Raw genomic sequence first — 25,622 nt, forward strand, 5'->3', positions numbered from 1 at the left:
TTGCGGTTGATGGAAGGGGAATCCGGTGCGTAAAGGAGAAGTCTTGGACGAGGCATTGGCGTCGATCAGGCCAGCGATGCGCGCAGGTTCAAAGGCTGGAGTGACCTGGCACTGCTGCTGCTAAAAGCCAACCGCCTGTCCGTCCCGGCGCGAGTCGGATGCTGCGATGTACCCATGCTCCGCCTTGTAGAGCAGCTGGGCTGACCCGAAGTCCAGGCTTTGGCGCTGCGCGACAGTGACGCTGTGTCCGCGGGCGCGCAGGGAGTCCGGCACATCGCCGGGGACATGCGATTCCAGCGTGACCGTGGGGCCTGGCTCCACGCGAAACCGTGGGGCATCACTCATGGCTTGCGGGTTTTGTCCGAAGCTGGCAAGCCGCGTCACCATCTGCACATGCCCTTGTGCCTGCATTGAGCCGCCCATGACGCCCATCGCCATCACGGGTGCGCCATGGCGCGTGATGAAGCCCGGGATGATGGTGTGCAGTGGACGTTTGCCTGGAGCGACGATATTCGGATGGCCCGGGACCAGGCTGAAGTCTTCGCCGCGATTGTGCAGACTGATACCGGTGCCTGGAACGACCACGCCGGAGCCAAAGCCATGGTAGTTCGACTGGATGTAAGAGACCATGGTGCCAGCCGCATCCGCTGACGCAAGGTAGACCGTTCCGCCGGTTTTCGGCATGCCGGGGCCTGGATTGGCCGCGCGCTTCATGTTGATGAGCTTCGCGCGCTCCGCCAGATAGGCAGCGTCGAGCAAGTGCGCCGCAGAGACAGGCGACATGGCAGGCGCATCGGCAGCATATTGGTGGAGGTCGGCGAAGGCCAGCTTCATCGCCTCCAGGCCCACGTGGTAGTAGTCGGCACTGTCCACTCCCATGCTTGCCAGGTCGAAATGGTCCAGGATGCCCAATGCAATCAGTGCTGCCAGCCCTTGGCCATTCGGCGGAATCTCGTGCAAGGTGTAGCCGCGAAACGACTGCTCGATGGGCTCGACCCATTCGGCCCGGTGCGCCGCGAGATCGGTAGCGCGCAGCGCACCGCCGCACTGCTTGGCAAACGCTTCGATTTTCTCGGCGAGTTCGCCCCGGTAGAAACTCTCGCCGCCGCTCTCGGCAATGAGCTCGAGTGTCCTGGCTTGCGCTGGAAACCGCCAAAGCTCACCTGCGCGAGGAGCGCGCCCATCCCATGTGAACGCATCGCGGAAGCCCGGTTGGTCGATCAGTCGTGGAATCTGGTTGGCCCACTGCCTCGCAATTTGCGGCGAAACCATGAAGCCGTCCCGCGCGTACCGAACAGCCGGCTCGAACAGGCGCGCAAAAGGCAGTTTGCCAAAGCGATCCGACAGCGCCTTCCATCCCGCAACCTGGCCGGGCACGGTCACCGAATCCCAGCCCTTCTCTGGCATTTTTTCATGCCTGCCGAAATACTGCGGCGTCCAGAGCGCGGGCGCGCGTCCGCTCGAGTTCAATCCATGCAACCTGCCTTCATGCCACACCAGCACGAACATGTCGCCGCCGATCCCGTTCATGACCGGTTCCACCACGGTCAGCGCAATAGCGGACGCCAATGCGCTATCGATGGCGTTGCCGCCCTGGTACAGCATGCTCAAACCTGCCTGCGCCGCCAAAGGCTGGCTGGCGCTCACGGCATTGGCCGCGAGCAGTGGCATCTTTTGCGAGGGGTACGGGAACGACCAGTCAAAGGGCAGCATGGGCCGGAGTATATTCGTGTATCCAATCCAATTGAATGGCAAGCATGCTGACGCCCTTTTCGAGCCCCGCAACGGCGGAGGAAGAAGCCTATCGGTTCCTCCTCAACGGAATCCGCATGGGTCAGTTCAAGGCGGGCGACCGCATCGTGCCCGAGGAGATTGCGTCGCAATTGGGGATGAGTCGAATGCCGGTGCGCGACGCGTTCCGGCGCCTTGCAACGCAAGAATTGCTCACCATCCGCCCCAACCGTGGTGCGGTGGTGCGGGGCCTGAACCATGCCGAGGCGATCGAGGTGTTCGAGATGCGGGCGGTGTTGGAAGGCTTGGCCGCAACAGCCGCTTTGAGCCGGATCGGCCCCGCGGACATTGATGAGCTCGAGCGGCGACTGGATGCCATGGACCGATGCGCAGAAGATCTTTCCGCCTGGGTGACCGAGCACCGCGACTTCCACCTGTACTTGTGCGGCTTGAGTGCCCGTCCGCGACTGGTAGCGCAGATTGCGGCGCTCCACGTGTGCATCGAGCCCCATATGCGGCTATGGCTGCAGTCGACGTACAAGCCCAGACCGAGCCGCGAGGAGCACGGGTTCATCATCGACGCGCTGCGCCGCAAGCGCCCGGAGTTGATCGAAGCGGTGGTTCGCGAGCATGTTTGCAGCACGTTGGAAACACTCGCGAAACTCATGCGCCCCTGACCAGGCTGGCAGCCAACTGGATACAGTCTTACATTTTTGCCTGTCGCCGTAAGCATGTGAAGCGGCACGATGGCTTGCGCCAAGGCCGCTGCCCTGCCCTCCCTACTCAACCAATCGATTCAACTTGACGGTACTGCTGGTAGGCCCGGCCAAAACGATTTGCCAGGAAATCCGTGAGAGCGACTTGCTCCTGGCGAATGAACCCGCGCTGAGGCAGCTTCCTTTCCCGAAACAGGTCAAGGGCCGCGCAGATCCCTGCAGCGGTTGTGATCTGGATGGCGGACAACGGGTATGCACCATCACGCTCGGCGAAGATCTTCCGCGCGAACACCTCCTGCACGAGCGCGCCGTTCTTGGTGCCGGAGACGGTGACGAAAACCAGCACCACGTCCTGCATGGTGGCGGGCATGCTGCGCCGAAGGACGGTCTTGAGTGTGTCCTGGTCGCTCTTGAGTTGCAGCTCATCCAGCAGAAATTGCATCAAGGCGCGATGCCCTGGGTAGCGCACCGTCTTGTAGTCAAGATTGCGCAGCTTTCCGTCCCAAGTTTCACACAAGGTTCCCAGACCACCCGACGTGTTGAAGGCTTCGTACTCCACCCCGTCCAGGGAAAAGTGCTCCAGCCCTTCGAGCGGCAGGGCCGAGATCACCTGGCCGTCGTGTATCGCCTCGCACGGATGGCAGTACTCATTGATGAGGCCATCCACGCTCCACGTCAGGTTGTACTTGAGCGCATTTGTGGGAAACGCCGGCAATGCGCCCACACGCATCTTCACGTCGTGGAGAGCCTCGAAGCTGCTGGCAAGGTGGTGGGCCACGATCCCGATGAAGCCCGGGGCAAGGCCGCACTGGGGCATGAACGCAGTTTCAGCGTCCTGTGCGAGACGCTTGATTTCCTTGGTTGCCGCCACGTCCTCCGTCAGATCGAAGTAGTGGCAACGGGCTCGCAAGGCCGCCTGGGCAGCAGAAATTGCGAGGTGGTACGGGAGCGCATTGACCACTGCAACGTGCCCGTCCAGGGCATTCGTGAGTTCAACGGCATTGGCGGTGTTGATGCACAGGGTCCGGATGCCCCTTTGGGCAAGCCGACCCAATGCGGCCTGGTCACGGTCGAAGACCGTCAACTCATAGTCGCCATTGGTGTACAGCAGTTGGGCAATGGTTTGGCCGACGTGGCCTGCGCCGAGAAGAGCTACTTTCATGCGAGTTTCCTTGAGGAACGTGGTGGGTAGAGGCGATGCACCCGAGTGTTCCCAAACCCGCTGACGAAAAAAAGCATGAGTTCGACGAAATACCAACCATCTTCGCCGGAATGATGGAAAATAACGCCGAATCGTCACCCTCTCTCTTTTTTTGACTTCTGTCCTTCACCTGAACGTGCCGACAAACCTTCCCGAAACACTGCTGCGCGACAAATTCGATCGGGAACTCATTGCGCTGCTGCAGGCCAACGCGCGTGAAAGCACCGCCAACCTGGCCCGCAAGCTCGGCGTGGCCAGAACCACGGTCGTGGCACGTCTTGCAAGACTCGAAGCAAACGGCCTCATCGGCGGCTACTCGGTGCGCCTCGGAGGCGAAGCAGTCGCACGGGGCGTACAGGCATTTGTGGGCATCGTGGTGCAGCCCAAAGCTGGCAAAGAAGTCATCAGGGAGCTGACGAAGTTTCCCGAATTGCTCCAGCTTGCATCGGTGAGCGGCGAGTTTGACTACATGGCCACCCTTCGGGCAGACAACACGGCGCGGCTTGACGTGCTGCTTGATCAAATTGGGGAGATCGAGGGAGTCACCAGAACAAACACCTCGGTCATTCTCGCCCTTCGAATCGACAGAGGTGGCTAGGCGGACACTGCAATCAGCATGACTGAAGCTGCACGTGTCAGCCCGGCAAAACCCGGCCGCTCGCAACTGAGGTTCCCACCGGCCTTGCGCGGCCAGACACGGGAACCGCCGATGCTCCAGCCTTGATCCTTCAAGACTGGGACGCCAGGCGCTTGATGAGCTGGTACATGAACTCGCGGCCCTTGAGCAGTTCGGCCACGCCGATGTTTTCGTCAAGGGCATGCACCCCGGTCTTGTCGGGATCGACGAACAGTCCGGACACGCCGTACATGGGGATGCCCGCAGCGCGAAAATGGCGGCTGTCCGTGGTGCTGACCCCCATGGTCGGTACCACGGGAACCCCTGGCCACATGCTGCCGCTGATGGACTCGACGACCTGCATGAGTTCCGGCTTGAGCGGCGAACCGGGTGCCGGCTCTTCGCGCACCTGCTGCGTCACCTTGACCTTGGGGCCTGCGATCTCGCGCAGCTTCTGCTCCACGAATTCCAGATCCTGACCGGGCAGCGCACGGCAGTTGATGGTGGCCTTGGCGCTTTGGGCCTGCGCAGTGACGGCATGGCCGGCCTGCACCATGGTGGCCACGCAGGTGGTGCGCAGCAGGCCGATGATGGGGCCGCGGTTGGACAGCCGCTCCACCACGTCGGCCGGCGGATTTCCGCCCGCCACCGCCAGGAAATCCGCACGCACGTCTTCGGCCTGCATGGGGGCGCTGCGTTCGAAATAGGTGCGCGCCGCCGGGTTGATGTCGACCGGAAAGCGGTACTGCCGCAGGCGCACCAGGGCTTCGGCCAGGTCGTAGATGGTGTTGGCCGGGGTGGGCCGGGCACTGTGCGCGCCCGGGCCGGTCGCCTCGAACTGGTATTGGAGAAAGGTCTTCTCCCCGATCTGCATCACATGCGCATGGGGCTTGCCGTTCTTGAGTTCGCCGCGGCCGCCCTCGTTGATGCCGAATTCCGCGTCGACGTCCTGGCGGCGATTCTTGAGCAGCCAGGAAGCCCCGTTGGCCGGTGAATCCCCCAACTCTTCGTCCGCTGTCAGCGCCAGCACCATGTCGCGGTTGGGCTTGAAGCCCTCGCGGCGCAACTGTGCAAGCGCAGAGACGTAGGAGGCGGCCATGGCCTTGTCGTCGATGGCGCCGCGGGCGATGTTGCGGCCGTCGACCTCCTGCAGCTTGAAGGGATCGGTTTTCCAGTCTTCGCGGCGGGCCTCCACCACGTCGATGTGGGCCAGCAGCAGCAGCGGCTTCTTCAGTCCCGTGCCCTTGTAGCGGCCCAGCAGGTTGCCCTTGCGCGGGTACGGCTCGATGACCTCGAAGTCGCCCGGGGCAAACCCCACGTCCAGCAGCCGCTGCCGCATGGCCTGCGAGGCCTCCGTGGTGCTGCCCACCGAGTCCGTGGTGTTGATCTCTATCAGCTGCTTGTAGATGCTCTTGAAGGTGTCGACCTCGGAGTCGGCGGCCGATGCGGCCGGCGCCGCAGGCGGGCGGCGAAGGAGAACGGTACGGACATGGTGGAACTCTCGTTGTTGGATGGTTTTGGGCCAGTTTGCTGCCTGCACCTGTCAATGCGCTGTCGGTTGCGCAAGGGGTTTCCCGGATCAACGCGGCTCCGGGCGTGGCCTGCCTGCTACCTGTCAGCGCCCTTCCCCACCACGCCGTCGGGGCATCGAAAATTTTTTTGCGCATCTTCAACCCCATTTCTCCGCCCCGTTCGTTTCACCCAGTACCAACACTTCGATTGATGGAGCTGCCATGAAATCCGGTTCACTGATCCTTCCCGCACTGACGGCATTGGCCGCCATGCTGTCGCTGGCCAGCCTGCCTGCCCAGGCCATCGGCCGCCTGGCCGACGTCACCATCGTGGACCGGGATACCGGCGCCACGCTGCCGGTGCACTACGCCAAAGGCGAATACTGGGTGGCCGGCCGGCCCGGCGCGCGCTATGCCGTCACCGTGCACAACCGCACCGGCGAGCGCGTGCTGGCCGTGCCGTCGGTGGATGGCGTGAACGTGCTTAGCGGCGAAACCGCGGCGTGGGACCAGCGCGGCTATGTGTTCTCGGCCTATGAGCGCTACCAGATCACCGGCTGGCGCAAGAGCAGCAGCGAGGTCGCCGCGTTCGAGTTCTCCAGCGTCGCCAACTCCTATGCGGGCCGCACCGGCCGACCGGCCAATGTGGGGGTGATCGGCGTGGCGCTGTTCCGTGAGCAGCAGCCCCTGCCGGCACCCGTGGTCACCCCCGAGCCCTACAGCCAGCGCCGCGACAGCAGCAGCAATGACAGTGCCGGCCTGGGGCGCCTGCGCGAGGAGCCGGCGGCACCTGCCGCCGCAGCCGCACCGGCCCCGGCGCAGGAAGCCGAGTCCTCGGCGCGCGCTCTTGGCGCAGGCAGCCTGGCGAAGGCGGCGCCGGCGCCATCGGCCAAGCTTGGCACGGCGCATGGCCAGCGCGAGACCTCCGTGGTCTCGCACACCAGCTTCACGCGCCTGCAGGAGCGCCCCAACGAAGTCATCAGCATCCGCTACGACAGCCGCGAGAACCTGGTGGCCTACGGCGTGATTCGCGAGCAACCGGTGCGCCCGCCGATCCCGCGCGCCTTTCCCCAGTCGGACGCCGTGTCCTATGTGCCCGACCCCAGGTGATGGCCCCCGGCGCAGCTCGGCAGGCTTCGCCGGTGGATGAGAGGCCCGCATAATGCGCGGGTGCAGACCGCCCAGTCCCCCGACGATGCCGACGAGACGCTGATGCTGCGCTATGCGGCCGGCGACATGGGCGCGTTCGACACGCTGTACGGCCGGCACGAGCTGGCCGTATGGCGCTTCGTGCTGCGCAGCGTGAAGGTCCAGGCGGTGGCGGACGACCTGCTGCAGGACGTCTGGTTTGCCGTGGCGCGCAACGCAGCCAGCTATGAAGTCAAGGCGAAATTCCGCACCTGGCTGTTCACCCTGGCCCACAACCGGCTGGTGGACCACCTGCGCACCACCCGCAACCACGCCAGCCTGGATGCGGACGACGGCGACGGCAGCGGCGCAGGAGGCTCCGGCCTGGCCGACACGCTGGCGGCCGACTCCGGCTTCGGCCCGGTGCGGCAGCTGCAGTCGCGCGAGCAGGCGGCTGCCCTGATCGCTGCGGTCGAGCAATTGCCGTTCGAGCAGCGCGAGGCCTTTCTTCTGCAGGCCGAAGGCGACCTCAGCGTGCAGGAGATCGCGCAAACGACCGGCGTCCATTTTGAAACCGCCAAGAGCCGCCTGCGCTATGCGCGCACCAGCCTTCGCCAACAGCTACAGGAGTTTGCACCATGAGCGCGCGGGACGACGAGCTGACCCAGCGGTACCGCGAAGCCAGCGAACAGGACGGTGCCCGCCCCGGCGCCCATGTCCGCGACGCCGTGCGTGCCCATGCCCAGATGCTGGCAGCGGCCACGGCCGCCCTGCCCGCCTCCCCTGCCCCCCAGCAGCCTGCCGCCAACCAGTCGCGCTGGAAGGTATCGGCCCTGGCCACCGTGGCCGTGGTGGGACTGACCGGCCTGCTGCTGCTGCAGTTCCAGCGCGGGACGCCCGAGGAGCAGGAAATCGCCTACGGCCAGCGCCGCGCTACGCCCTCCGCCAGCGTGCAGGCACCCGCCACAGCGCCGCCCGCACCTGCAGCCACGCCACAAGCCCCTGCGGCCGCCGCTCCCGAGCCCTCCGCGCCCGCGCCATTGCAACGCAGCGCCCATGAGGAGGCCAGCGCACTGGCCAGGCCCCAGGCCCACCAGCCCGCCGCACCGGCGCCAGGGCCCACCCGGCCGCTGGCCAAGACGGCGCCGGCCCCCGCCATCCAGGAGGCCCAAGCTCCACCAGCGCCAGGGAACGTCGGCGCCGTGTCGGGCTTCCCCGCCTCACCAGCCGCCGCGCCGACACTGCCTTCCACGCCCCCACGCACGGAAATGCGCGAGCGCCTGGCGGCCCAGGATGCAGCGGTCGCGAAATCGGCGGCGCCACCGCCACCGTCTCCTTCGGCGGCAGCCCCTGCAGAGGCCGCTGAAGCCGCTCGCTCGTACCTGCCAGAACCAGCGCGGCCTGCGGCACAGGCAGCAGCAGCGGGCAGCGGCCTGCGGCGAGACGGTGCGGCGGACAACCGCCTGACCGCGGCCGCCCCGCGCGCCGACAGCGGGCGCAGCAGCGCCGCGCTGCCGGATGCCCTGCGGGAAGCGGCCCGCGCAGGCCGTACCCCAGAGGTAGAAAGCCTCATCGCCCAAGGCGCCGCCATCGACGCCCGCGACAATCTGGGCAGGACGGCGCTGATGCTCGCCGCCGCCAACGGCCAGACCACCACGGTCCAGAGGCTGCTGGCCCTGGGCGCCAACCCCGCCTTGGTGGACCATGAAGGCCTGAGCGCGGCCCAGCAAGCCAGAAGGTTGGGCCACACCCGCATTGCGGAATTGATCGACGCCGGCTCCTGAGGCCGCCAGCCGGTTCCCCACTGCGGGCGTCGAGGGGCCGCCTTTTCCCGGCCCGCAGGCCTATTTCAAACCCTGGCCCGAGCCATCCAGGCTGCGCTGGGCCAGGTTCATGTGCTCCAGCGGCGCCGGGCGCCCGAACCAGTAGCCCTGGGCGCTGCCGCAGCCCATCTGCAGCAGGCACCGGGCCTGGGCCTCGGTCTCGACGCCCTCGGCGACCACGGTTACGCCGAAGCCCTTGGCCATGTGCAGCACGGCCGTGACGATGGCGGCGTTCTGGGAAGATTCGACCAGGTCGCGCACGAAGGTCTGGTCGATCTTCAGGCAGTCGAAAGGCAGCCGGCTCAGGTAGGCCAGCGACGAGTAGCCCGTGCCGAAGTCGTCGATGGCGATCTTCAGCCCCAGCGCGCGCAGGCGCGAGAGCTGCTGGTGCGTGACGGCATCGCCCTCGATCAGCACCGATTCGGTGAGCTCCAGCGTCAGGTGGCGCGCCGGCAGGCCGCTGGCCTCCAGCGTGCGCTGCACCTGCTCGACAAAGTCCGACTGGATCAGTTGTCGCGCTGACACATTGACATGCAGGCCGAAGTCGTCGGGCAACTGCGGCAATTGCTGGGCGATGTCCCGGGTGGCCCGCAGCATGACCCAGTCGCCCAGCGCCAGGATCAGGTCGCTTTCCTCGGCCATGGCGATGAACACGCCCGGCGGCACCATGCCGCGTGTGGGGCTGCGCCAGCGCAGCAGGGCTTCGGCACCCGTCACGCGGCCTGTGGCCAGGTCGATCACCGGCTGGTAGTGCACGAGGAACTGGTCCTTGTCCAGGGCCTGCCGCAACTCGGACGCCAGCCGCGTGCGCTCCATCGACTGGTCTGCCATGCCGGGCTCGAACACCATCCACTGGCTCTGGCCGTGGCGCTTGGCCTCACCCAGGGCAATGCTGCCGTTGCGCAGCCACTCCGCCAGCTCCTCCCCGCGCAGATGTCCCGCCACCAGGCCCACCGAGGCATGCACCATGACCTCGTCGGCCCCCGCCGAGAAGGGGGTGGCAAACAGGCCCAGCACAGCCTTGCCAAAGCGCTCCGCAGACTGCTCCCCCTCCTCCACCAGACTCAGCAGGGCAAACTCGTCCCCACCCACGCGGGCGAGCAGCACGGGCGCGGGAAAATGCCCGCGCAGCCGGTTGGCAACCGCCTGCAGCATGCGGTCACCCGTGCCATAGCCCACGCTGTCGTTGATGGCGCGAAAGGCGTTCAGCCCCACGAGGCTGAGCACCGCGCGCTTGGGCTCCGCCCACTGCACCTGCTCCAGCAGCCCCCGGCGCGTGAGCAGCTGGGTCAGGCTGTCGTGGGTGAGCAGCTCCTGCATCTGCAGGAACGAGCGCTGCAGCCGGTGTGACATTTCATTGAAGGCGAGCACCAGGACCGTGGTTTCCCGCAAGGGGCTGGGGGCGGCGATGTCGGTGTCCCAATCGCCCCGCGCGATCCGGTTGGCCGCCTCGGCGGTCCTGAGGATGGGCCGCGCAGCCCACTGGATCACCCACAGGCCGAGCAGCAGACCGATGATGGCAATGGCCCCGGCGGCCAGCAACGCTCCCTGGCCGGCACTGCGGGTGTCGCCGAGCAGCTCCGACTCGGGCAGCAGCACCACGATGCGCCAGTCGATGCCGCGCCGGTCCGCATAGGGCGTGACGCGGCCGAAGTAGCGCGCATCCAGGTGCTGGAAGTGGAAGCTGCCACCGGCAGCGGCCGGAACTTCGCGCAGGTAGCTCTCGGCCGTGCGGATCTGGGGGCTGGTGCTTTCCGAAATGCGCAGGCGCTCCCGCTGGCCGGCGGCATTGCGCCGCTCGCCGAGCACCGAGCCCGGCTCCGAATGGGCCACGATCAGGCCCTGCGCATCGACGATGAAGATCTGCCCCTGCCCGCGCAGCGGGTCCTCGCGCAGAAAGCGGTTCAGGCTGTCCAGCCGGACATCGGCCTCCATGACGCCCAGCAGGCTGCCATCGGCCACCACAGGGGTTGCCGCCGAAATGGTGATGTCCCCGCGCTCCCCGGCGGTGGTGTAGATGGGCGACCAGCGCGGCTGGCCCGATCCGGCCACTGGCGCATACCAGGGGCGCACCCGCGGGTCGTAGTTGGGAAAGGCCGCCGCCACCTTGCGCAGCGTATCGTCCTCGTACACATTCATCATGCCGCTCGTCGTGGCATCCTTGAGGATCAGCCGAAAACCCTCGCCGGGTTCGCGGCGGATGCCGGTGTACTCCCCTGCCCGGCTCCCGAAGCTCAGCAGGCTGATCTGCTGCTGCCCGGCATACAGGTCGGAAAACACCCCCCGCAGATGGGTGTACACAGGGCGCAGGTTGCCTTCCTGGTACAGGCCATGGCGGCTGATGGCGTCGGCCACCGTGCTCTGGATCAGGAACGGGGTTTCGAGGAATTCCGCCAGGCGCGCCCGCGAATTGCTGGTCAGGGCCTCCAGCACGCGCACACTCTCCTGGTCGATCAGTTGGCTGATCTGCCGGTGCTGCGTGACTGCCTGCAGCACGACCGTGGCCATGAACAGCGCCGCAAAAGGCACTGCAATGGCGGTCCGCAGAGACAGCTGGAAGGCACGCATCCTCATGGGCTCCGGTTACACGCCCGCTGCATGCAACACGCGTGCCTGCGCGGGCGGCGCCATGGCGTACCGGCCTTTCAGCGCAGAACGCCGCCAGGGGTCGATGCGCCTTCGGGTGGATGTCATGGGAGCACAGCCCGGTGCCCCTCGAGCACCTGCGCGAGCGGTACCGGGTGGCCTACGGCATAGCCCTGGGCATAGTGCACCCCGATCTTCTGCAATATGCCCACCAGGGCAGGGCTCTCGACGAACTCGGCCACGGTGCGCTTGCCCATCAGGCAGCCGATCTCGTGGATGGACTTGACCATGGCCAGGCTCACCGGGTCGCGGTCGATGTCGCGCACGAACTGGCCATCGATCTTGAGCACATCGACCGGCAGGTTGCGCAGGTAGGCAAAGGAAGACAGGCCGCTGCCAAAGTCATCGAGCGAGATCTTGCAGCCGCTGGCGCGCAAGGCCTCGATGAAGTGATTGGCCGTGTGCAGGTTGCTGATGGCTGCCGTCTCGGTGATTTCAAAGCACAGCTTGGAGCACGGCACATCGGCATGCTGCAGCGCCTGCAGCACGAAGGCGGTGAAGGCCGCATCCCCCAGCGACTGGCCCGACAGGTTGATCGAGCACTGACCGATGCGGTCCTGCTGCTCCACCACCCAGCGCAATGCATGGGTCACGACCCAGCGGTCCACGCGGGCGGCCAGGTGGTAGCGCTCGGCCGCCGGCATGAAGCGGCCCGGCAGCACCAGCTCGCCCTGCTCGCTGCGGATGCGCAGCAGGATCTCGCAATGCAGGCCCTGCTCATCCCCGCCCTGCAGCGGCACGATGGGCTGCGCGAACAGCTCGAAGCGGTCGTGCAGCAGGGCATGCTCGATGCGGCTCACCCACTCCATGACGCCATAGCGCTGCGCCAGCGCAGGGTCGTCGATGGCGTACAGATGGATCCGGTTGCGGCCCGCGTCCTTGGCCACGTAGCAGGCGCTGTCCGCGGCCTGCAGCAAGGCGCCCACGCTTTCGGTCTGGGCATCGAACGCCACCATGCCGATGCTGACGCCCACGCCAAAGCGCTGCTCCAGCCACACGAAGTGGTAGTGGGCCAGCGCTTGCTGCAGCCTGTCGGCAAGCTGCAGGGCCGAAGCCACGCTGCGCTTCGTGAGCAGGATGCCAAATTCATCCCCGCCGATGCGGCACAGCAGGTCCTGCTCGTCCAGCAGGCTGGCAAACAGGCCGGATATCTCGCGCAGCATGGCATCGCCTGCCGTGTGGCCACAGGTGTCGTTGACCACCTTGAACTCGTCCAGATCCAGGTAGCACACCACGTCGTGGCGTGCCGTGCCCCGCGTCCCGTCGAAGGCGCAGGCCAGCGCCTGCTCGAATGCACGCCGGTTGCCCAGCCCGGTCAGTTCGTCGTGCAGGGCCTGGTAGGCGATCTCGTGGCTCAGGCGGCGCTGCTCCGTCACGTCGCGGAACACCAGCACGGCGCCCTGCACCTCGCCATCGGCGTCCTTGATGGGCGATGCCGTCGCCTCCACCAGCACCCGGCCGCCCTGCAGGGGTTGCAGTTGCAGCTCCGGGTAGCGCAGGGCCTGCGCGGCGGCAATGGCGCCGGCCATCATGTCGGGCGCCGGCTCCCCGGCCCCCTCGGGCCCGAGCAGCCGGAACACCTCGCCATAGGGCTTGCCCACGGCAGCGGTCAGGCTCCAGCCGGTCAGCGCCTCGGCAGCCGGGTTGATGTAGAGCAGATCCCCCTGGGCATTGGTGGAGATCACCGCATCACCGATCGAGTGCAGCGTGACCTGCAGGCGCTCCTTCTCGTGGTAGAGCGCGTCCTCGGCGTCCTTGCGCGCCTGCATGAAGCGCACCCGGTCCATGGCCACGGCCACATGGGCCCCCATGGCCTGCATGAAATCGATCTGCCAGGGCAAGGGCGGGCGCACGCCTTCCGCATCGCCATAGGTGCCCATGCCCACCGCGCCCAGCCGCTGCTCTGCCAGGATCAAGGGGATGTTGATGATGGTGCGGTTGTGCAGCGCCGCCACGATCTCCTTGTTGGTGCGCGGGTCGGTGCGGGCATCGGCCACCACCACCACGTGGTCCGCAGCCATGATCTCCTGCACCATGCTGTCGCCGGCAATGGGGATTTCGGTGGTGTCGATGGCCCGGGCGAACGCCGGGTCGCTGATCTGGCTGGAATGCAACAGGATCGAGACAAACCCCGGCTTGAGCCCATAGACGCCCAGCCAGCAATGGGGATAGCCCAGCACCTGCTCCGCCACGGGGGACACCGCATCCAGGATGTCGGACAGGGTCCACGCACGTTCCAGGCGCCTGCACAGCTGCAGCAAGGCCTTGGCGTGCGAAGGCGCTTCGGTCGTGGTGGCCGTCAGGTCGCTCATGGTTGGAGTGTATCCAAGGGTTTCAGCAAATCCCGGCCTTCGGACATTTGTTGATGATTGTTTACACCCATGCAACGGGCATTCGTGCTGTGATAGCTTGCGCCCCATGGAGTATGTCGATTTCTTGATGTCCTGGCTGGCCGGCAACCCTCGGATGGTGACCGCCTGGGCGGTGGTATTGATGCTGGCGCTCGCCTGGTTGTGGCGCGGCCACCGCGCCAGCCGGGAGCGCGCCCGCTTCAAGCCCGTGTTGCGCCCCCGCACACGGCAGATGGCCCACAAGGCGACGGGCACCACCTCCACCCCCAAAACCCTCCGCCGAGGCCCTCCGCGCCGCTAGTGTCCTGTCCCGCAAATAAATGCCAATAAAACCGTGCCTTTCACGCCAGGGCCGCGTTGCAAATCCTCGCGATAGCTACGGCTATCGCTGCGGTTTGCGCCTTGCCTTGGCGCGAAATCCATCGGTTTTATTTTTGGCATCTATTTACGGGACAGAACACTAGGCAGACGCCGGTGCGTGGCCGGCAACCCGCTACCATCCCGGGCATGACATTCCCTGCCGCGCCCTCTTCCATCGCTTCGTCCACCGTCCACTTCGGCCACCAGGGCCGGGTCTGCATCGTCACCGGGGGTGCCCAGGGCATCGGCGAGGCCTGCGTGCGGCGCTTTGCCCGCGAGGGCGCCCACACTGTGATCGCCGATGTCGACGATGCCCGTGGCAATGCACTGGCCCAGGAGCTCGGCGCCCTGTACGTGCGCTGCGACGTGGGCGACAAGACCCAGGTGGACGCCCTCGTGGAGCGCACGCTGCAGGCCCATGGCCGGGTGGACGTGCTGGTGAACAACGCGGGCATCTTTCGCGCCGCGGATTTCCTCGAGGTGACCGAAGAGGACTTCGATGCCGTGCTGCGCGTCAACCTCAAGGGCTCGTTCCTGGTGGGCCAGGCCGTGGCGCGGGCCATGGTGGCCTCGGGCGGTGGCTCCATCGTCAACATGAGCTCGGTCAATGGCGTGCTCACCATTCCCAGCATTTCCAGCTACAACGTGAGCAAGGGCGGCATCAACCAGCTCACGCGCGTGATGGCCCTGGCCCTGGCCGATAAAAACGTGCGCGTGAATGCCGTGGCGCCCGGCACCATCGCCACCGAACTGGCCGCCAAGGCCGTGCTCACCAGCGACGAGGCCAAGGCGAAGATCATGTCGCGCACGCCGATGAAGCGCCTGGGCGACCCCGCCGAGATCGCCGACGTGGTGGCCTGGCTGGCCAGCGATGCAGCCAGCTACGTCACGGGCGAAATCGTCACGGTGGACGGCGGCCGCATGACCCTCAACTACACCGTACCTGTATAAGAAGCCCCCCTGAGTCGCTTCGCGCCTTCCCCCCAGGGGGACGCTCCCGGCGCAAGGGCTGGATACGCCGCCTTCGCGGCGGGGCCGCCCTTGCGCGGGAGCACTGGCACAGGCCACGCCAGTCGCGCCAGCAGTGGGCAAACTCCAGGCTACGGTTGGGGGACCCGCCGAAGGAGTCCCGCCGGGCTGCTCGGCCAGCCCACGCGGCCGAACCAGGCGCCGCCGGCAATGGCCCAGCCGATCACGATGCCATAGACCACCAGGGCCACGCCCTGGGCCGCGAACACGCCGGCCAGGCCGCCGTCCCAGCGCAGCGCCAGCCAGCCGCCCACCACGGCCACCACCAGGCGCGCCAGGTTGCCGGCCACGGGCCAGAACAGCCGGCCCGCGCCCTGCGAGGCAAAGTACAGCACCAGCCCCAGGCCGAAGAAGCCATAGACCGGCCCCACCGTGCGCAGGTACTGGCTGCCTGCGGCGATCATGGCCGGGTCGCTGGCGAACAGCGACAGCCAGGTGGCGGGGAACATCGCCGCCCACAGGCCGATGGCCTCGGTCATGCCGAACGCCATGGCGGCGCCAATCCAGGTGGCGCGCAGCGCGCGCTCGCGCTGACCGGCGCCGATGCAGGTGCCGACCATGGCCACCAGCGGCGCACCAAAGCCGAACACCAAAGGCACCAACAGGTACTCGAGCCGCGACGCCGTGCCGTAGCCGGCGATGGCCGCCGTGCCGAAACCGCCCACCAGCGCCGTGGTGACGCCGATGGCCACATTGGTCGCCACGGTGGAGACCGCCCCCACCAGGCCCACGCGCAGGATGTCGGCGAACAGTGGCCAGCGCAGCTGCAGCCCCTTGAACGAGGGCCGCAGCAGGCTGCGCGGCGACCACAGGTACCAGGCCAGCACGGCACTGCCCAGCACGTAGTAGGCCATGAGCGCGATGGCCCCGCCCGCAATGCCCAGGCCCGGCAGCGGGCCCCAGCCAAAGATCAGCAGCGGCGACAGCGGGATGAGCACCAACGCGCCCCACACCGTGACATAGGCCGGCACCGCCATGTTGCCCGTGCCGCGGATGATGGCCGCCAGGGTGTTGAACACCCAGACGCAGATGGCGCCGGCAAACACCCAGTTCGAATAGATGAGCGCCGCCTCCAGCGCGCCCCCTGCCCCGCCCATGCGGGTGTAGAGCCAGCGCCCGCCGCCCACCACGGCCACGCTGAAGCACAGCGCAAACACCAGGCCGATGACCAGGGCATGCAGCACCAGCGCATCGGCATCGTCCTTGCGCCGGGCACCCAGCGCCCGCGCAATGGCCGCCGCCACGCCGCCGCCGATGGCACCGGCCGACATCATCTGCATCAGCATCACCACCGGGAACACCAGGGCCATGCCGGCCAGCGCATCGGTGCCGAGCTTGCCCACGAAATACGTCTCGATCAGGCCCACGCCGGCCTGGGCCAGCATCACCAGCACGTTGGGCAGCGCCAGGCGCAGCAGCGTGGGGGCGATGGGCGCCTCCAGCAGCATGCGGGTGCGCGGGTTGATGGCTGCCGCGCCCGCAGCGGTGGCTGGACTGGCAACAGCGCTCATGGTGCAGCCCCGGGCTTGCGCGGCACGACGATGCGCACGGTGGAAACCTGCAGCACCTCCTCGTTCTGGTTGCGCGTTTCACTGCGGATGGTGACCATGCCGCGGTCGGGCCGGGATTTGGAAGGGGTGGCCTCCACCACTTCGCTCACTACGTGCAGCACGTCCGTCGCCCGCGTGGGCCGAGGCCAGCTCACGTCGCCGCTGGCACCGATGATGCCGCCGGCCACAGGCAGCCCCGTGGTCACCTGCAGCCGCATGGTGATGGCCGCCGTGTGCCAGCCGCTGGCGGCCAGGCCGCCGAACAAGGTGCCCTTGGCGGCCTCGTCGTCCATGTGGAAGGGCTGCGGATCGAATTGCCTGGCAAAGGCGATGATCTGCCCGGCGTCCATCGCATGCTCGCCGCTCTTGAAGCGGCGGCCCACGGCCATGTCGTCGAAATACAGGGGTTGCACTGCAGTGGTGGTATCGGTCATGGTCACAGGCTCATTGAAAACGGTGCCGGGGAATCAGGCGGCTGCGGGGACCAGGCGCTTCAGGGGCGCTTCGCGTATCGGCAGGTTCACCAATGCGGCGCCCAGGGCCAGCGCGATGTCGATGTACCAGACCCAGTCGTAGCTGCCCGTGGCCTGGAACACGCTGCCGCCCAGGTAGGCGCCGAAGAAGCCGCCGATCTGGTGCGAGAGCATCACCACGCCGAACAGCATGGCCATGTTGGCCGTGCCGAACATCTTGGCCACCAGGCCGGCCGTGGGTGGCACGGTGGACAGGAAACTCACGCCCATCACGGCGGCAAAGACCAGCATCACGGCCGTGGTCTTGGGCGCCAGCAGGAAGACCAGCACCGCAATGCCGCGCGTGGCGTACAGGATGGAGAGCAGCGACTTCATGCGCCAGCGCCCCACGGCCCAGCCCATGGCCAAGCTGCCGATGATGTTGAACAGCCCGATCATGGCCAGCGACCAGCCGCCGACTTCGGGTGGCAGCCCGCAGGCCGCTATCACGCCCGGCAGGTGCGTGGCCAGAAAGGCCACATGGAAGCCGCAGACCAGGAAGCCCGCCGACAGGTACAGGTAGCTGGGCGTGGCCAGCGCCTGTGCGATGGCCTGGCGCGCAGTCAGCGCCTTGACGCCCGATACCGCGGCCGCCTGGGCCGCCAGCGCCTTGGAATTGCCCTTGAGCACGAAGGCCGCCGGCAGCGCCAGCAGCACCAGCACACCCAGCCACTGCATGGCACTGGCCCAGCCCACGGCGGCCGTGAGGCCGATGGCAATGGGAGCCATCGCAAACTGGCCGAAGGAGCCGCCTGCATTCACGATGCCGGTGGCCAGGCCGCGTTTGGCCGGGGGTACCAGGCGGGTGCTCGCCGCCATCAGAACCGATGGCCCTGCCATGCCCGCACCGCCCGCGGCCAGCACGCCGATGGCGAAGATCAGGCCCGCAGTCGTCGTCATCAGCGGCGTGATGATGGTGCCCAGGGCCACCAGCGCCACGCCCAGCAGGATCACCCGGCCGGTGCCGATGCGGTCCGCCACGGCGCCCGCAAACGGCTGGGTCAGGCCCCACCACAGCTGGCCAAAGGCAAAGGCCAGGCTGATGCTGCCCACCCCCAGTCCGGTGGAGGTGTTGAGGGCCGAGAGGAACAGCCCCATGGTCTGGCGCGTGCCCATGGTCAGGGCAAAGGCGCCTGCGGCGGCCAGCAGCACCAGCCAGATGGCGATCGATCGGTTGGGAGAGGCTGCGTTCACATCATTCGCCATGGTCAAGCTCCGACACGGGGGACAACAATTCGAGGCACTCATCGGCCAGGGTGTGCAGGGCCATCACCCGCTCCACGCCCAGCAGGTCGTTGAGCGACAGCTGCGCCACCTTCCAGCAGCGCTGGGCTTCGGCGCGCTTGTCGCGGCCCGCGTCGGTGATGTGCACCAGGCGGCTGCGCGCGTCGGCGCCCACCTCCAGCGTCACCCAGCCGGCATCCACCAGCGGGCGCAGGTTGCGCGTGAGCGTGGAGGCATCCATCTTCATCTCCGCCGCCAGGTCGCCCGGGCGGATGGGCCCGAGCTTGAACACATGCGACAGCAGCGAGTACTGCGTGGTCTTGAGCCCGCACTTGGCCATCTCGGCGTCGTAGTGCTGCCCTACCCGGCGCAACAACTGGCGCAGCTTGAAGTTGGTACAGCCCTGGGGACGCCCGGCTGTGGTGGGTGGGATGGTGATTTCGGCTTGCATGGAATTGATTGTATCTGCAATAATTGCATATGCAACACTTCAATCGAAAGAAGACCCCATGACACAGCACAACCAACTCGAACAATGGCTTGCCCTGGAGCAAGAGGTGATGGCCCGCATGGACGGCGGCGTAGGCCCCGGCGTGGCGCGGCCCGACCGGGTGGCCGGCCTCACCGGCCTGCAGATGATGCAGGCCATGCTGCGCGGCGAACTGCCCTACCCGCCCATCGCGCGCACGCTCGACTTTCGCCTGGTGGAGGTCGGCGAAGGCCTGGCCGTCTTCCAGGGCACACCCGGCGTGGAGCACCTGAACCCCATGGGCACGGTGCACGGCGGCTGGTTCGCCACCCTGCTCGACTCGGCCCTGGGCTGCGCGGTGCACACCCGCATGCTGCCCGGGCGCGGCTACACCACGGCCGAGCTGGGCGTGAACCTGGTCAAGGCCATCACCCCCAAGGTACAGCGCGTGCGCGCCGAAGGCCGCGTGATCCACTGCGGCCGCCAACTGGCCACGGCCGAGGCGCGCCTGGTGGGCCCCGACGGCACCCTGTACGCCCACGCCACGACCACCTGCCTGGTCTTCGATCTGCCGACGCAGGCGAAGGCGTAGGCTTTCCAAGGTAAGGAATCCGGAGGGTTCTGATCGCTGCCTTCCGGCGCATGCCTGGTGCTACCCTACGGGACCGCAGCGAAGCGCAGCGGCAGTGAAACCTCATCGAGGGTCGTATGGCACCAGAACTCAGCGAACACGGTCAGCAACTTGTCTTGGGCCTGTCTTCACGCACCGGCTTCAGTCCGGATGCCGTAAGGCAGTTGCTGGCGGCCCTGCAGGAGGGCAACGGCACGATGGCTCAGTTTGCCCACCCCGAGTTCGGCGGCAGCGGCCAATGGGTGCGCGGCGGCATGGTCATGATCGGCGACATGTTCAATGACGCATTGAAGGCACGCGTGAATGCCCTGGCGACCGAACTGGCCAGTGCCCTGGCCGGTTCACCAGCCCCCATGCCGGCAAGCCCTCCCCCATCGCAATCCCAGAGCAACGGCAAAATGGGGTTCGCCAGTGCACCACCATCGATCTTCGCCACCCATCCTCAATCCCCCTGGTATCCAGCGGACCTGGGCACACCCCACAGCAGCGGCTCGCAGAACACCACCCGGTATGCCTACTTCGCCGACAAGCGCCGCCTTGCGGTGGATGTGGGCGGCAGGGTGTCGCTGTACGACACGCTGGAACACCAGATCCAAGGCGTCGGCCAGCAGCAAGGCGGCACAGGCACGCTTACCTTCACCAGCCAGCACGGCACCGTGGACCTGTCTGCCCTGCCCGTGGTTCGCCAGGGTGATGATCCCGTGGTTGGACCCCAGGCAGCCGTCCCGCCCAAAGAAGCAGCGCCCGGCAGCAATAGCAACACGCAAGCGTCCATCGTCGAAACCATCTCACAGCTTGCCGCGCTCAAGGACAGGGGCATCCTCACCGAGCAGGAATTCGCGGTGAAGAAGGCCGAACTGCTCGCGCGGATCTGACCCTGCCAACACCGTGGTGTGCCTGGTCTTCGATCTGCCGGCACAATCGAGGGCATGAGATTCCTCCACACGATGCTCCGCGTTGGCAACCTTCAGCGCTCGATTGATTTCTACACCCAGGTGCTGGGCATGCAGCTGCTGCGCCAGTCCGAAAACCCCGAGTACAAGTACTCGCTGGCGTTTCTCGGCTTCGACGGCGGCAACCCCGGCCAGGCCGAGATCGAATTGACCTACAACTGGGGCACCGAAAGCTACGACCTGGGCACGGCCTACGGCCATATCGCCCTGGGCGTGCCCGATGCGTACGCGGCCTGCGACAAGATCAAGGCCGCGGGCGGCAACGTGACGCGCGAGGCCGGGCCGGTGAAGGGCGGCACCACGGTGATCGCGTTTGTGACGGATCCGGATGGGTACAAGATCGAGCTGATCGAGCGCAAAAACGACACGGGCGGCACCGGATTGCGCTGAGCGCACCGCCCTGCTGCATCCAACAAAAAAGCCCGGCAATGCCGGGCTTTTGCATTCTCTGCGCCCCACGCTGTAACGTGGAGCCCGCCATGGGGATCAGCCTGCAGCCAGCGCCACTTCCACCCGACGCGCCTCGGCATTGCTGCCGCTGGCCGTCGTTTCCTCAGGCTTCTTGAGCTCGATCTTGTCCTCGGCCACGCCCAGGCCCTTGAGCGCATCGCGCACCGCATAGGCGCGTTGCTTGGCCAGTTCGGCATTGGCGGCGGCGTCGCCCGTGGCGTCGTGGAAGCCCGAGACCACAGCCTTCTTGCCTTCGGCCACGCCCTTGACCACGTCGGCCAGGGCTTCGTTGGCGCCAGCGGCCAGGTCGGCCTTGGCGCTGGCGAAGTAGAACTTCACGACGCCGTTCTCGACGCGCACGCTGGCGGCGTCGGCCGCAGCAGCAGTTGCAGCCGTGTCAGCGGCCGGAGCGGCTGGTGCGTTGCTTGCAAGTGCGGTGGCTGCAGGGGCTGCCTTAGCGGACTTTGCGGCGCCCAGGCGCTTGACCACCACGGTACCGACCGCGGTGGAAATGATCAGTGCGATCAGGATGAACAGAAAACCGAGTGCAAAACGTTCTTGGCTGTCGTTGTCGGAACTACCGGACATGGGGTCTCCCTGTATGTATATCTATATGCGTGATGGATGTTGTCGGGTGCCAGGCTCGGGCACCTTCTTCATTGTAGAGTGATGGCATGACGAGTCTTCCCGCACCGCTGCGCGATCCCGCTCCCATGCTGGAGCGGGCCCTGCAGGAATGGGGTGGCCACAAGGACCTGTGGGTGTTCGGCTACGGCTCGCTGATCTGGCGGCCCGATTTCGACTTCAGCGAGCGCCGGGCGGCCCGTGTGCACGGCTGGCACCGGGCACTCAAGATGTGGAGCCGCATCAACCGTGGCACGCCCGAGTGCCCGGGCCTGGTGTTTGGCATGCTCTCGGGCGGCAGCTGCCGGGGCATGGTGTTCCGGGTGGACAAGGCGCATGCGCGCCAGGTGCTGATCAACCTGTGGCAGCGCGAGATGATGACCGGCGTGTACGACCCGCGCTGGCTCACCTGCCACACGCCCCATGGCAGCGTACAGGCGCTGGCCTTCACCCTGTCGCGCAAAAGCCCCAACCACACGGGCGAGCTGCCCGACCAGGAGTACTGCCGTATCTTCGAGCAGGCCTGCGGCAAGTTCGGCACCACGCGCGACTACGCCCAGGCCACCTACGACGAGCTGCGCCGGCTGGGCATCCACGACCGCTCGCTGGGAAGATTACTTTCGCTTACCGACAAAAAGCAGGCATAGTGCGGCACTGGTGTGGTGCAGAGCAAGCCGTCTGCGCCACTGCACCTCTATCGACCTATCTGCCCTGTTCGTTTGTTTGTTCAAGGAGTGAGCTTCATCATGATTCTTCGTACCGCCCTGGCCGCCGCCGCCGTGGCCAGCATTGCCGGCTGCGCCGCCTTTTCGTCGTCCGGCCCTTCGGCCGTGGCCAAGCTCGAATCCACGCGTGGCAACACCACCACCGGCACGGTGACCTTCGTGCAGACCGGTGACGTGGTCAAGGTCCACGGTGAAGTCCGTGGCCTCAAGCCCGGTGCCGAGCACGGTTTCCACATCCATGAAAAGGGTGATTGCTCCAGCGGCGACGGCATGAGCGCCGGCGGCCACTTCAACCCCGGCGGCAAGCCGCACGGCAGCCATGGCGCCGCCGAGCACCACACGGGCGACCTGCCCAGCCTGAAGGCCGACGCCGGCGGCGTGGCCAAGATCAGTTTCGAGTCGCGTTCCATCCGCGTGGGCAGCACCGCCAACGACATCGTCGGCAAGGGCCTGATCGTGCACCGCGACCCCGACGACTACACCACCCAGCCCACCGGCAATGCCGGCCCACGCCTGGCGTGCGCCGTGATCACGGCGAAGTAAGCCTGCCGGCCAGGACCTGCTCCGCCCGGGCCAGGTCCTGCACGGTGTCCACATCGGTCACCGCGCCTTCGTCATCGACTTCCACCAGCCGCGACCGGCCCTGCGCCTGCTGCTCGCGCACCACGCTGGCGGCGCCCTGCTCTCCCGCCAGGGCCAGCAGGCCCGGCAGGCATTGCGCCGAAAAAGCCACCGGGTGACCGCGCTCGCCCTCGTGCACCGGCACGGCCACCGCACAGCCGTACAGCGCAGCCGCCATCCTGCGCAGGGTTTGCGGCCGCACCAGGGGCAGATCCCCGGGCAGCACCAGCCAGCCGGGCGCATCTGCCGTGGCACGCACAGCCGCCGCGATCGAATCCCCCATGCCCGGGTGGCCCGCATCCTCCAGGTGCCAGGGCAGGCCGCTGGCGCGCACGGCGGCCAGCGTGTGCTCCAGCACCGGCAGGCCATGGAGCAACGCGCTCAGCTTGTGCACGCTGCCACCTGAAGCCGCAAAGCGCTCGCCCCGGCCGGAGGCCAGCACCAGCACCACGGGGGATGGCAGCGGTTGCGGTGCCATCGTCACGCCATCTTGAACGGCAGCTCACGCGGCGTCTTGCCCGTGAGTTGCGCAATGGCGTTGGCAAATGCCGGCGCCAGCGGCGGCAGCCCGGGCTCGCCCATGCCCGTGGGCGGTTCTGCGCTGGGCACGATGTGCACGGCCACCTGCGGCATGTCGGTGATGCGCGGCACGGCGAAGTCGCCGAAATTGCTTTGCTCCACCACGCCGTCCTTGAGCGTGATGGCACCGCCCGGCAGGCACATCGACAGGCCCATCAGCGCCCCGCCCTGCACCTGGGCCTCCACGCTTTTCGGGTTGACCGCCAGGTTGCAGTGCACACCGGCCGTGATGCGGTGCAGCTTGGGGGCACCATCCTTGACCGAGGCCTCGACCACATAGGCCACGACCGACTGGAAGGATTCGTGCACCGCCACGCCCCAGGCGCGGCCCGCGGCCAGCTTCTTCTTGCCATAGCCGGACTGGGCCACCGCGAGCTGCAGCGCCGCCTTGTGGCGGGGGTGCTTGTCGCCCATCAGGCGCAGGCGGTAGGCCACGGGGTCCTGCTTGGTGGTGCGGGCCACCTCGTCGATCAGCGTCTCCATGGCGTAGGCCGTGTGGGTGGAGCCCACGCTGCGCCACCAGAGCACTGGCACGTTGACCTGTGGGTGGTGGACCGAAAGCTTCATGGGCACATCATAGGGCTCCTTCATGCCTTCGATGGCCGTGGCGTCGATGCCGTTCTTGACCATGAAGCCCTCGAACGGCGAACCCTTGACGATGGACTGGCCCACGATGGTGTGGTCCCAGGCCAGGATCTGGCCCTGGGCGTCGAAACCGATCTCGGCGCGGTGCACATGCATGGGGCGATAGTAGCCGCCCTTGATGTCGTCCTCGCGGCTCCAGAGCGTGCGCACGGGCACCGCCAGGCCGGCGCCCAGCGCGGCTTTGGCCACGCCGCAGGCCTCTACCACGTAGTCGCTGGTGGGAATGGCACGGCGGCCAAAGCCGCCCCCGGCCATCTGCGTGTGCACCTTGACGTTCTGCGGCTGCAGGCCCAGGGCCTGGGCGGCGGCCACCGCGTCCAGGCCGGGCATCTGCGTGCCCATCCACAACTCGGCCTTGTCGCCAGCCAGCAGCACGGTGCAGTTGAGCGGCTCCATGGGGGCATGGGCCAGGTAGGGGAAGACGAACTCGGCGCTGATCTTGTGCGGCGCATTCGCCAGCGCGGCCGTGTCGGCCTGCATGGCGACCAGGCCGGGCTTGGCCGCGAGCGCGCGGTAGCTGGCCAGCAGGGCCGTGGTGTCGGGCTTTTCCACTGCGTCGGTGTTCCATTCCACCTTGAGCGCGTCGCGGCCCTGCTTGGCCGCCCAGTAGCCATCGGCGATCACCGCCACGCCCTCGCCGCCCCGGTCGGTGGGCACGCGCAGCACGGCCTTCACCCCCTTGACCGCCTTGGCGGCCGAGTCGTCCAGCGATTTGAGCTTGGCCGCGAACACCGGCGGGCGCGCCACCACGGCGGTCAGCATGCCGGGCAGGCGCACGTCGATGCCATAGTCCTGCAGGCCGCTGGACTTGGCCTTGGCGTCGAGCCGCCCCGTGGGCTGGCCGATCAGGCGGAACTGCTTGGGGTCCTTCAGGGTGACCTTCTCGGGCACCGGCAGCTTCATGGCAGCCTCGGCCAGCTCGCCGTAACCCAGCTTCTTGCCGCCGGGCCCCACGACAAAGCCGTTCTGCGTGCGCAGGGCCGATGCGTCCACGCCCCACTGCGCCGCCGCGGCCGACACCAGCATGGCGCGGGTGCGGGCACCGAGTTCGCGGTACTGGGTGTAGGAGTTCTTGATGGAGTTGGAGCCGCCCGTGAGGTGCAGGCCCATGGCCGGGTCGGCATAGGCGATGTTGGCGTCGCCGTGCGTGCTGCGCACCTTGGACCAGTCGGCATCGAGCTCCTCGGCCAGGATCATGGGCAGGCCGGTCTGCACGCCCTGGCCAAAATCCAGCCGGTTGATGGTGACGGTGACGATGCCATCGGGCTCGATGCGCACAAAGGCCGAAGGCTGCTGGAAGGGCTTGAGGCCGGCGGCCGGCGCAGCTGCCGTGCCCTGCGCGACGGAGGCCAGCGGAAACGCGCCCAGGGCGAAGCCGGTGGCCGCCGTGACCTTGAGAAAGCTGCGGCGCGCCAGGCCTTCGGCCAGGCCCGCTTCGGCAGGCCCCTCCTGGGATTTCTCCAGCAGCGCGAGCAAATGGCGGGGCATGTGGGCCTGAACGGTGTCGGGATGGAAATGCATGGTGTG

The 25,622-nt window shown here is 67.2% G+C and carries 24 protein-coding genes; 12 read left to right on the forward strand and 12 right to left on the reverse strand.

Translation table 11 applies throughout. From position 1 onward, the window contains the following. Positions 1-120: 120 nt before the first annotated feature. Entirely contained in the window at positions 121-1,713 is a 1,593-nt protein-coding gene (locus PMI14_RS10605) for a gamma-glutamyltransferase family protein (protein ID WP_007853858.1), read from the reverse strand. Positions 1,714-1,757: 44 nt separating this feature from the next. Here PMI14_RS10605 and PMI14_RS10610 point away from each other — a divergent pair, with 44 nt between their 5' ends. Next, a complete protein-coding gene (locus tag PMI14_RS10610) occupies positions 1,758-2,408 on the forward strand; it encodes a GntR family transcriptional regulator (protein WP_007853861.1) in 651 nt (216 codons plus the stop codon). Positions 2,409-2,514: 106 nt separating this feature from the next. Here the strand turns inward: PMI14_RS10610 and PMI14_RS10615 are convergent, their stop codons facing one another. Then, a complete protein-coding gene (locus PMI14_RS10615; RefSeq protein ID WP_007853864.1) occupies positions 2,515-3,609 on the reverse strand; it encodes a saccharopine dehydrogenase family protein in 1,095 nt (364 codons plus the stop codon). A gap of 175 nt (positions 3,610-3,784) precedes the next feature. Here PMI14_RS10615 and PMI14_RS10620 point away from each other — a divergent pair, with 175 nt between their 5' ends. Continuing rightward, positions 3,785-4,246: an Lrp/AsnC family transcriptional regulator gene (locus PMI14_RS10620; RefSeq protein ID WP_007853865.1), complete on the forward strand. Its 462-nt coding sequence runs from the start codon at positions 3,785-3,787 to the stop codon at positions 4,244-4,246. Positions 4,247-4,376: 130 nt separating this feature from the next. Here PMI14_RS10620 and PMI14_RS10625 read toward each other — a convergent pair whose 3' ends face one another. Continuing rightward, entirely contained in the window at positions 4,377-5,804 is a 1,428-nt protein-coding gene (locus PMI14_RS10625) for a M20/M25/M40 family metallo-hydrolase (protein ID WP_007853869.1), read from the reverse strand. Between the two features lie 193 nt (positions 5,805-5,997). Here PMI14_RS10625 and PMI14_RS10630 point away from each other — a divergent pair, with 193 nt between their 5' ends. From PMI14_RS10630 to PMI14_RS33485, 3 genes are read left to right on the forward strand one after another with little or no spacing between them, the layout of a single operon-like run. Next, a complete protein-coding gene (locus PMI14_RS10630) occupies positions 5,998-6,885 on the forward strand; it encodes a hypothetical protein (RefSeq protein WP_007853871.1) in 888 nt (295 codons plus the stop codon). 36 nt (positions 6,886-6,921) lie between these two features. After that, positions 6,922-7,545 carry an RNA polymerase sigma factor gene (locus PMI14_RS10635; RefSeq protein ID WP_007853873.1) on the forward strand — a complete coding sequence of 208 codons (624 nt, stop codon included), beginning with the start codon at positions 6,922-6,924 and terminating at the stop codon, positions 7,543-7,545. Further along, positions 7,542-8,687 (forward strand): ankyrin repeat domain-containing protein, encoded by a 1,146-nt coding sequence (locus tag PMI14_RS33485; RefSeq protein WP_007853876.1) that lies wholly within the window; start codon positions 7,542-7,544, stop codon positions 8,685-8,687. Before PMI14_RS10635 ends, PMI14_RS33485 begins: the two co-directional genes overlap by 4 nt. A gap of 60 nt (positions 8,688-8,747) precedes the next feature. Here PMI14_RS33485 and PMI14_RS10645 read toward each other — a convergent pair whose 3' ends face one another. Both PMI14_RS10645 and PMI14_RS10650 read right to left on the reverse strand, forming a co-directional pair. After that, on the reverse strand, positions 8,748-11,294 hold the full coding sequence (locus PMI14_RS10645) for an EAL domain-containing protein (RefSeq protein WP_007853878.1): 2,547 nt from the start codon (positions 11,292-11,294) through the stop codon (positions 8,748-8,750). Positions 11,295-11,416: 122 nt separating this feature from the next. Beyond that, complete coding sequence (locus PMI14_RS10650; protein ID WP_007853881.1) at positions 11,417-13,684, reverse strand: EAL domain-containing protein; 2,268 nt, start codon at positions 13,682-13,684, stop codon at positions 11,417-11,419. Positions 13,685-13,790: 106 nt separating this feature from the next. Here PMI14_RS10650 and PMI14_RS10655 point away from each other — a divergent pair, with 106 nt between their 5' ends. Both PMI14_RS10655 and PMI14_RS10660 read left to right on the forward strand, forming a co-directional pair. Then, the gene (locus PMI14_RS10655; protein ID WP_007853884.1) at positions 13,791-14,024 is read left to right on the forward strand and encodes a hypothetical protein; all 234 of its coding nucleotides are present in this window, start codon (positions 13,791-13,793) and stop codon (positions 14,022-14,024) included. Positions 14,025-14,230: 206 nt separating this feature from the next. Further along, entirely contained in the window at positions 14,231-15,034 is an 804-nt protein-coding gene (locus tag PMI14_RS10660) for an SDR family NAD(P)-dependent oxidoreductase (protein ID WP_007853887.1), read from the forward strand. 149 nt (positions 15,035-15,183) lie between these two features. Here the strand turns inward: PMI14_RS10660 and PMI14_RS10665 are convergent, their stop codons facing one another. The 4 genes from PMI14_RS10665 to PMI14_RS10680 are packed head-to-tail and all read right to left on the reverse strand — an operon-like array spanning position 15,184 to position 18,849. Continuing rightward, positions 15,184-16,623, reverse strand: coding sequence for an MATE family efflux transporter (locus tag PMI14_RS10665; protein WP_007853889.1), 1,440 nt, complete (start codon positions 16,621-16,623; stop codon positions 15,184-15,186). Next, entirely contained in the window at positions 16,620-17,096 is a 477-nt protein-coding gene (locus PMI14_RS10670; RefSeq protein ID WP_007853891.1) for a MaoC family dehydratase, read from the reverse strand. Before PMI14_RS10670 ends, PMI14_RS10665 begins: the two co-directional genes overlap by 4 nt. Before the next feature lie 33 nt (positions 17,097-17,129). Further along, entirely contained in the window at positions 17,130-18,380 is a 1,251-nt protein-coding gene (locus tag PMI14_RS10675) for an MFS transporter (protein ID WP_007853894.1), read from the reverse strand. Beyond that, complete coding sequence (locus tag PMI14_RS10680; RefSeq protein ID WP_007853896.1) at positions 18,370-18,849, reverse strand: MarR family winged helix-turn-helix transcriptional regulator; 480 nt, start codon at positions 18,847-18,849, stop codon at positions 18,370-18,372. Before PMI14_RS10680 ends, PMI14_RS10675 begins: the two co-directional genes overlap by 11 nt. 58 nt (positions 18,850-18,907) lie before the next feature. On the opposite strand from PMI14_RS10680, the gene PMI14_RS10685 reads away from it, so the two are divergent. The 3 genes from PMI14_RS10685 to gloA all read left to right on the forward strand — a co-directional run bounded on the left by PMI14_RS10685 (position 18,908) and on the right by gloA (position 20,841). Further along, complete coding sequence (locus tag PMI14_RS10685) at positions 18,908-19,459, forward strand: PaaI family thioesterase (RefSeq protein WP_007853899.1); 552 nt, start codon at positions 18,908-18,910, stop codon at positions 19,457-19,459. 116 nt (positions 19,460-19,575) lie between these two features. Beyond that, positions 19,576-20,373 carry an SHOCT domain-containing protein gene (locus PMI14_RS10690; RefSeq protein ID WP_007853902.1) on the forward strand — a complete coding sequence of 266 codons (798 nt, stop codon included), beginning with the start codon at positions 19,576-19,578 and terminating at the stop codon, positions 20,371-20,373. Positions 20,374-20,427: 54 nt separating this feature from the next. Further along, positions 20,428-20,841 carry a lactoylglutathione lyase gene (gloA, locus tag PMI14_RS10695; RefSeq protein WP_007853904.1) on the forward strand — a complete coding sequence of 138 codons (414 nt, stop codon included), beginning with the start codon at positions 20,428-20,430 and terminating at the stop codon, positions 20,839-20,841. A 96-nt stretch (positions 20,842-20,937) separates the two neighbouring features. Here gloA and PMI14_RS10700 read toward each other — a convergent pair whose 3' ends face one another. Continuing rightward, positions 20,938-21,489 (reverse strand): OmpA family protein, encoded by a 552-nt coding sequence (locus tag PMI14_RS10700; protein WP_007853907.1) that lies wholly within the window; start codon positions 21,487-21,489, stop codon positions 20,938-20,940. An 86-nt stretch (positions 21,490-21,575) separates the two neighbouring features. Between PMI14_RS10700 and PMI14_RS10705 the strand changes: the two genes are divergently transcribed. Beyond that, positions 21,576-22,172 (forward strand): gamma-glutamylcyclotransferase, encoded by a 597-nt coding sequence (locus PMI14_RS10705; protein ID WP_007853910.1) that lies wholly within the window; start codon positions 21,576-21,578, stop codon positions 22,170-22,172. A 99-nt stretch (positions 22,173-22,271) separates the two neighbouring features. Next, on the forward strand, positions 22,272-22,793 hold the full coding sequence (locus tag PMI14_RS10710; RefSeq protein WP_007853914.1) for a superoxide dismutase family protein: 522 nt from the start codon (positions 22,272-22,274) through the stop codon (positions 22,791-22,793). On the opposite strand, the gene PMI14_RS10715 is transcribed toward PMI14_RS10710, so the two are convergent. Together PMI14_RS10715 and PMI14_RS10720 are read right to left on the reverse strand one after the other, a co-directional pair. Continuing rightward, positions 22,780-23,349 carry an NTP transferase domain-containing protein gene (locus PMI14_RS10715; RefSeq protein ID WP_007853916.1) on the reverse strand — a complete coding sequence of 190 codons (570 nt, stop codon included), beginning with the start codon at positions 23,347-23,349 and terminating at the stop codon, positions 22,780-22,782. The two genes, PMI14_RS10710 and PMI14_RS10715, sit on opposite strands and share 14 nt — an antisense overlap. 2 nt (positions 23,350-23,351) lie before the next feature. After that, entirely contained in the window at positions 23,352-25,616 is a 2,265-nt protein-coding gene (locus tag PMI14_RS10720) for a xanthine dehydrogenase family protein molybdopterin-binding subunit (protein WP_007853918.1), read from the reverse strand. Positions 25,617-25,622: the final 6 nt, after the last annotated feature.

Origin of the sequence: Acidovorax sp. CF316, assembly GCF_000276605.1 — a bacterium.
Taxonomy (GTDB): Bacteria; Pseudomonadota; Gammaproteobacteria; order Burkholderiales; family Burkholderiaceae_C; genus Acidovorax.

Coding starts and splice junctions, on each gene's coding strand:
- PMI14_RS10605 (WP_007853858.1), bottom strand. CDS start 1,713: ATGCTGCCCTTTGACTGGTCGTTCCCGTACCCCTCGCAAAAGATGCCA.
- PMI14_RS10610 (WP_007853861.1), top strand. CDS start 1,758: ATGCTGACGCCCTTTTCGAGCCCCGCAACGGCGGAGGAAGAAGCCTAT.
- PMI14_RS10615 (WP_007853864.1), bottom strand. CDS start 3,609: ATGAAAGTAGCTCTTCTCGGCGCAGGCCACGTCGGCCAAACCATTGCC.
- PMI14_RS10630 (WP_007853871.1), top strand. CDS start 5,998: ATGAAATCCGGTTCACTGATCCTTCCCGCACTGACGGCATTGGCCGCC.
- PMI14_RS10635 (WP_007853873.1), top strand. CDS start 6,922: ATGAGAGGCCCGCATAATGCGCGGGTGCAGACCGCCCAGTCCCCCGAC.
- PMI14_RS33485 (WP_007853876.1), top strand. CDS start 7,542: ATGAGCGCGCGGGACGACGAGCTGACCCAGCGGTACCGCGAAGCCAGC.
- PMI14_RS10645 (WP_007853878.1), bottom strand. CDS start 11,294: ATGCGTGCCTTCCAGCTGTCTCTGCGGACCGCCATTGCAGTGCCTTTT.
- PMI14_RS10650 (WP_007853881.1), bottom strand. CDS start 13,684: ATGAGCGACCTGACGGCCACCACGACCGAAGCGCCTTCGCACGCCAAG.
- PMI14_RS10655 (WP_007853884.1), top strand. CDS start 13,791: ATGGAGTATGTCGATTTCTTGATGTCCTGGCTGGCCGGCAACCCTCGG.
- PMI14_RS10660 (WP_007853887.1), top strand. CDS start 14,231: ATGACATTCCCTGCCGCGCCCTCTTCCATCGCTTCGTCCACCGTCCAC.
- PMI14_RS10665 (WP_007853889.1), bottom strand. CDS start 16,623: ATGAGCGCTGTTGCCAGTCCAGCCACCGCTGCGGGCGCGGCAGCCATC.
- PMI14_RS10670 (WP_007853891.1), bottom strand. CDS start 17,096: ATGACCGATACCACCACTGCAGTGCAACCCCTGTATTTCGACGACATG.
- PMI14_RS10675 (WP_007853894.1), bottom strand. CDS start 18,380: ATGGCGAATGATGTGAACGCAGCCTCTCCCAACCGATCGATCGCCATC.
- PMI14_RS10680 (WP_007853896.1), bottom strand. CDS start 18,849: ATGCAAGCCGAAATCACCATCCCACCCACCACAGCCGGGCGTCCCCAG.
- PMI14_RS10685 (WP_007853899.1), top strand. CDS start 18,908: ATGACACAGCACAACCAACTCGAACAATGGCTTGCCCTGGAGCAAGAG.
- PMI14_RS10690 (WP_007853902.1), top strand. CDS start 19,576: ATGGCACCAGAACTCAGCGAACACGGTCAGCAACTTGTCTTGGGCCTG.
- gloA (WP_007853904.1), top strand. CDS start 20,428: ATGAGATTCCTCCACACGATGCTCCGCGTTGGCAACCTTCAGCGCTCG.
- PMI14_RS10700 (WP_007853907.1), bottom strand. CDS start 21,489: ATGTCCGGTAGTTCCGACAACGACAGCCAAGAACGTTTTGCACTCGGT.
- PMI14_RS10705 (WP_007853910.1), top strand. CDS start 21,576: ATGACGAGTCTTCCCGCACCGCTGCGCGATCCCGCTCCCATGCTGGAG.
- PMI14_RS10710 (WP_007853914.1), top strand. CDS start 22,272: ATGATTCTTCGTACCGCCCTGGCCGCCGCCGCCGTGGCCAGCATTGCC.
- PMI14_RS10715 (WP_007853916.1), bottom strand. CDS start 23,349: ATGGCACCGCAACCGCTGCCATCCCCCGTGGTGCTGGTGCTGGCCTCC.
- PMI14_RS10720 (WP_007853918.1), bottom strand. CDS start 25,616: ATGCATTTCCATCCCGACACCGTTCAGGCCCACATGCCCCGCCATTTG.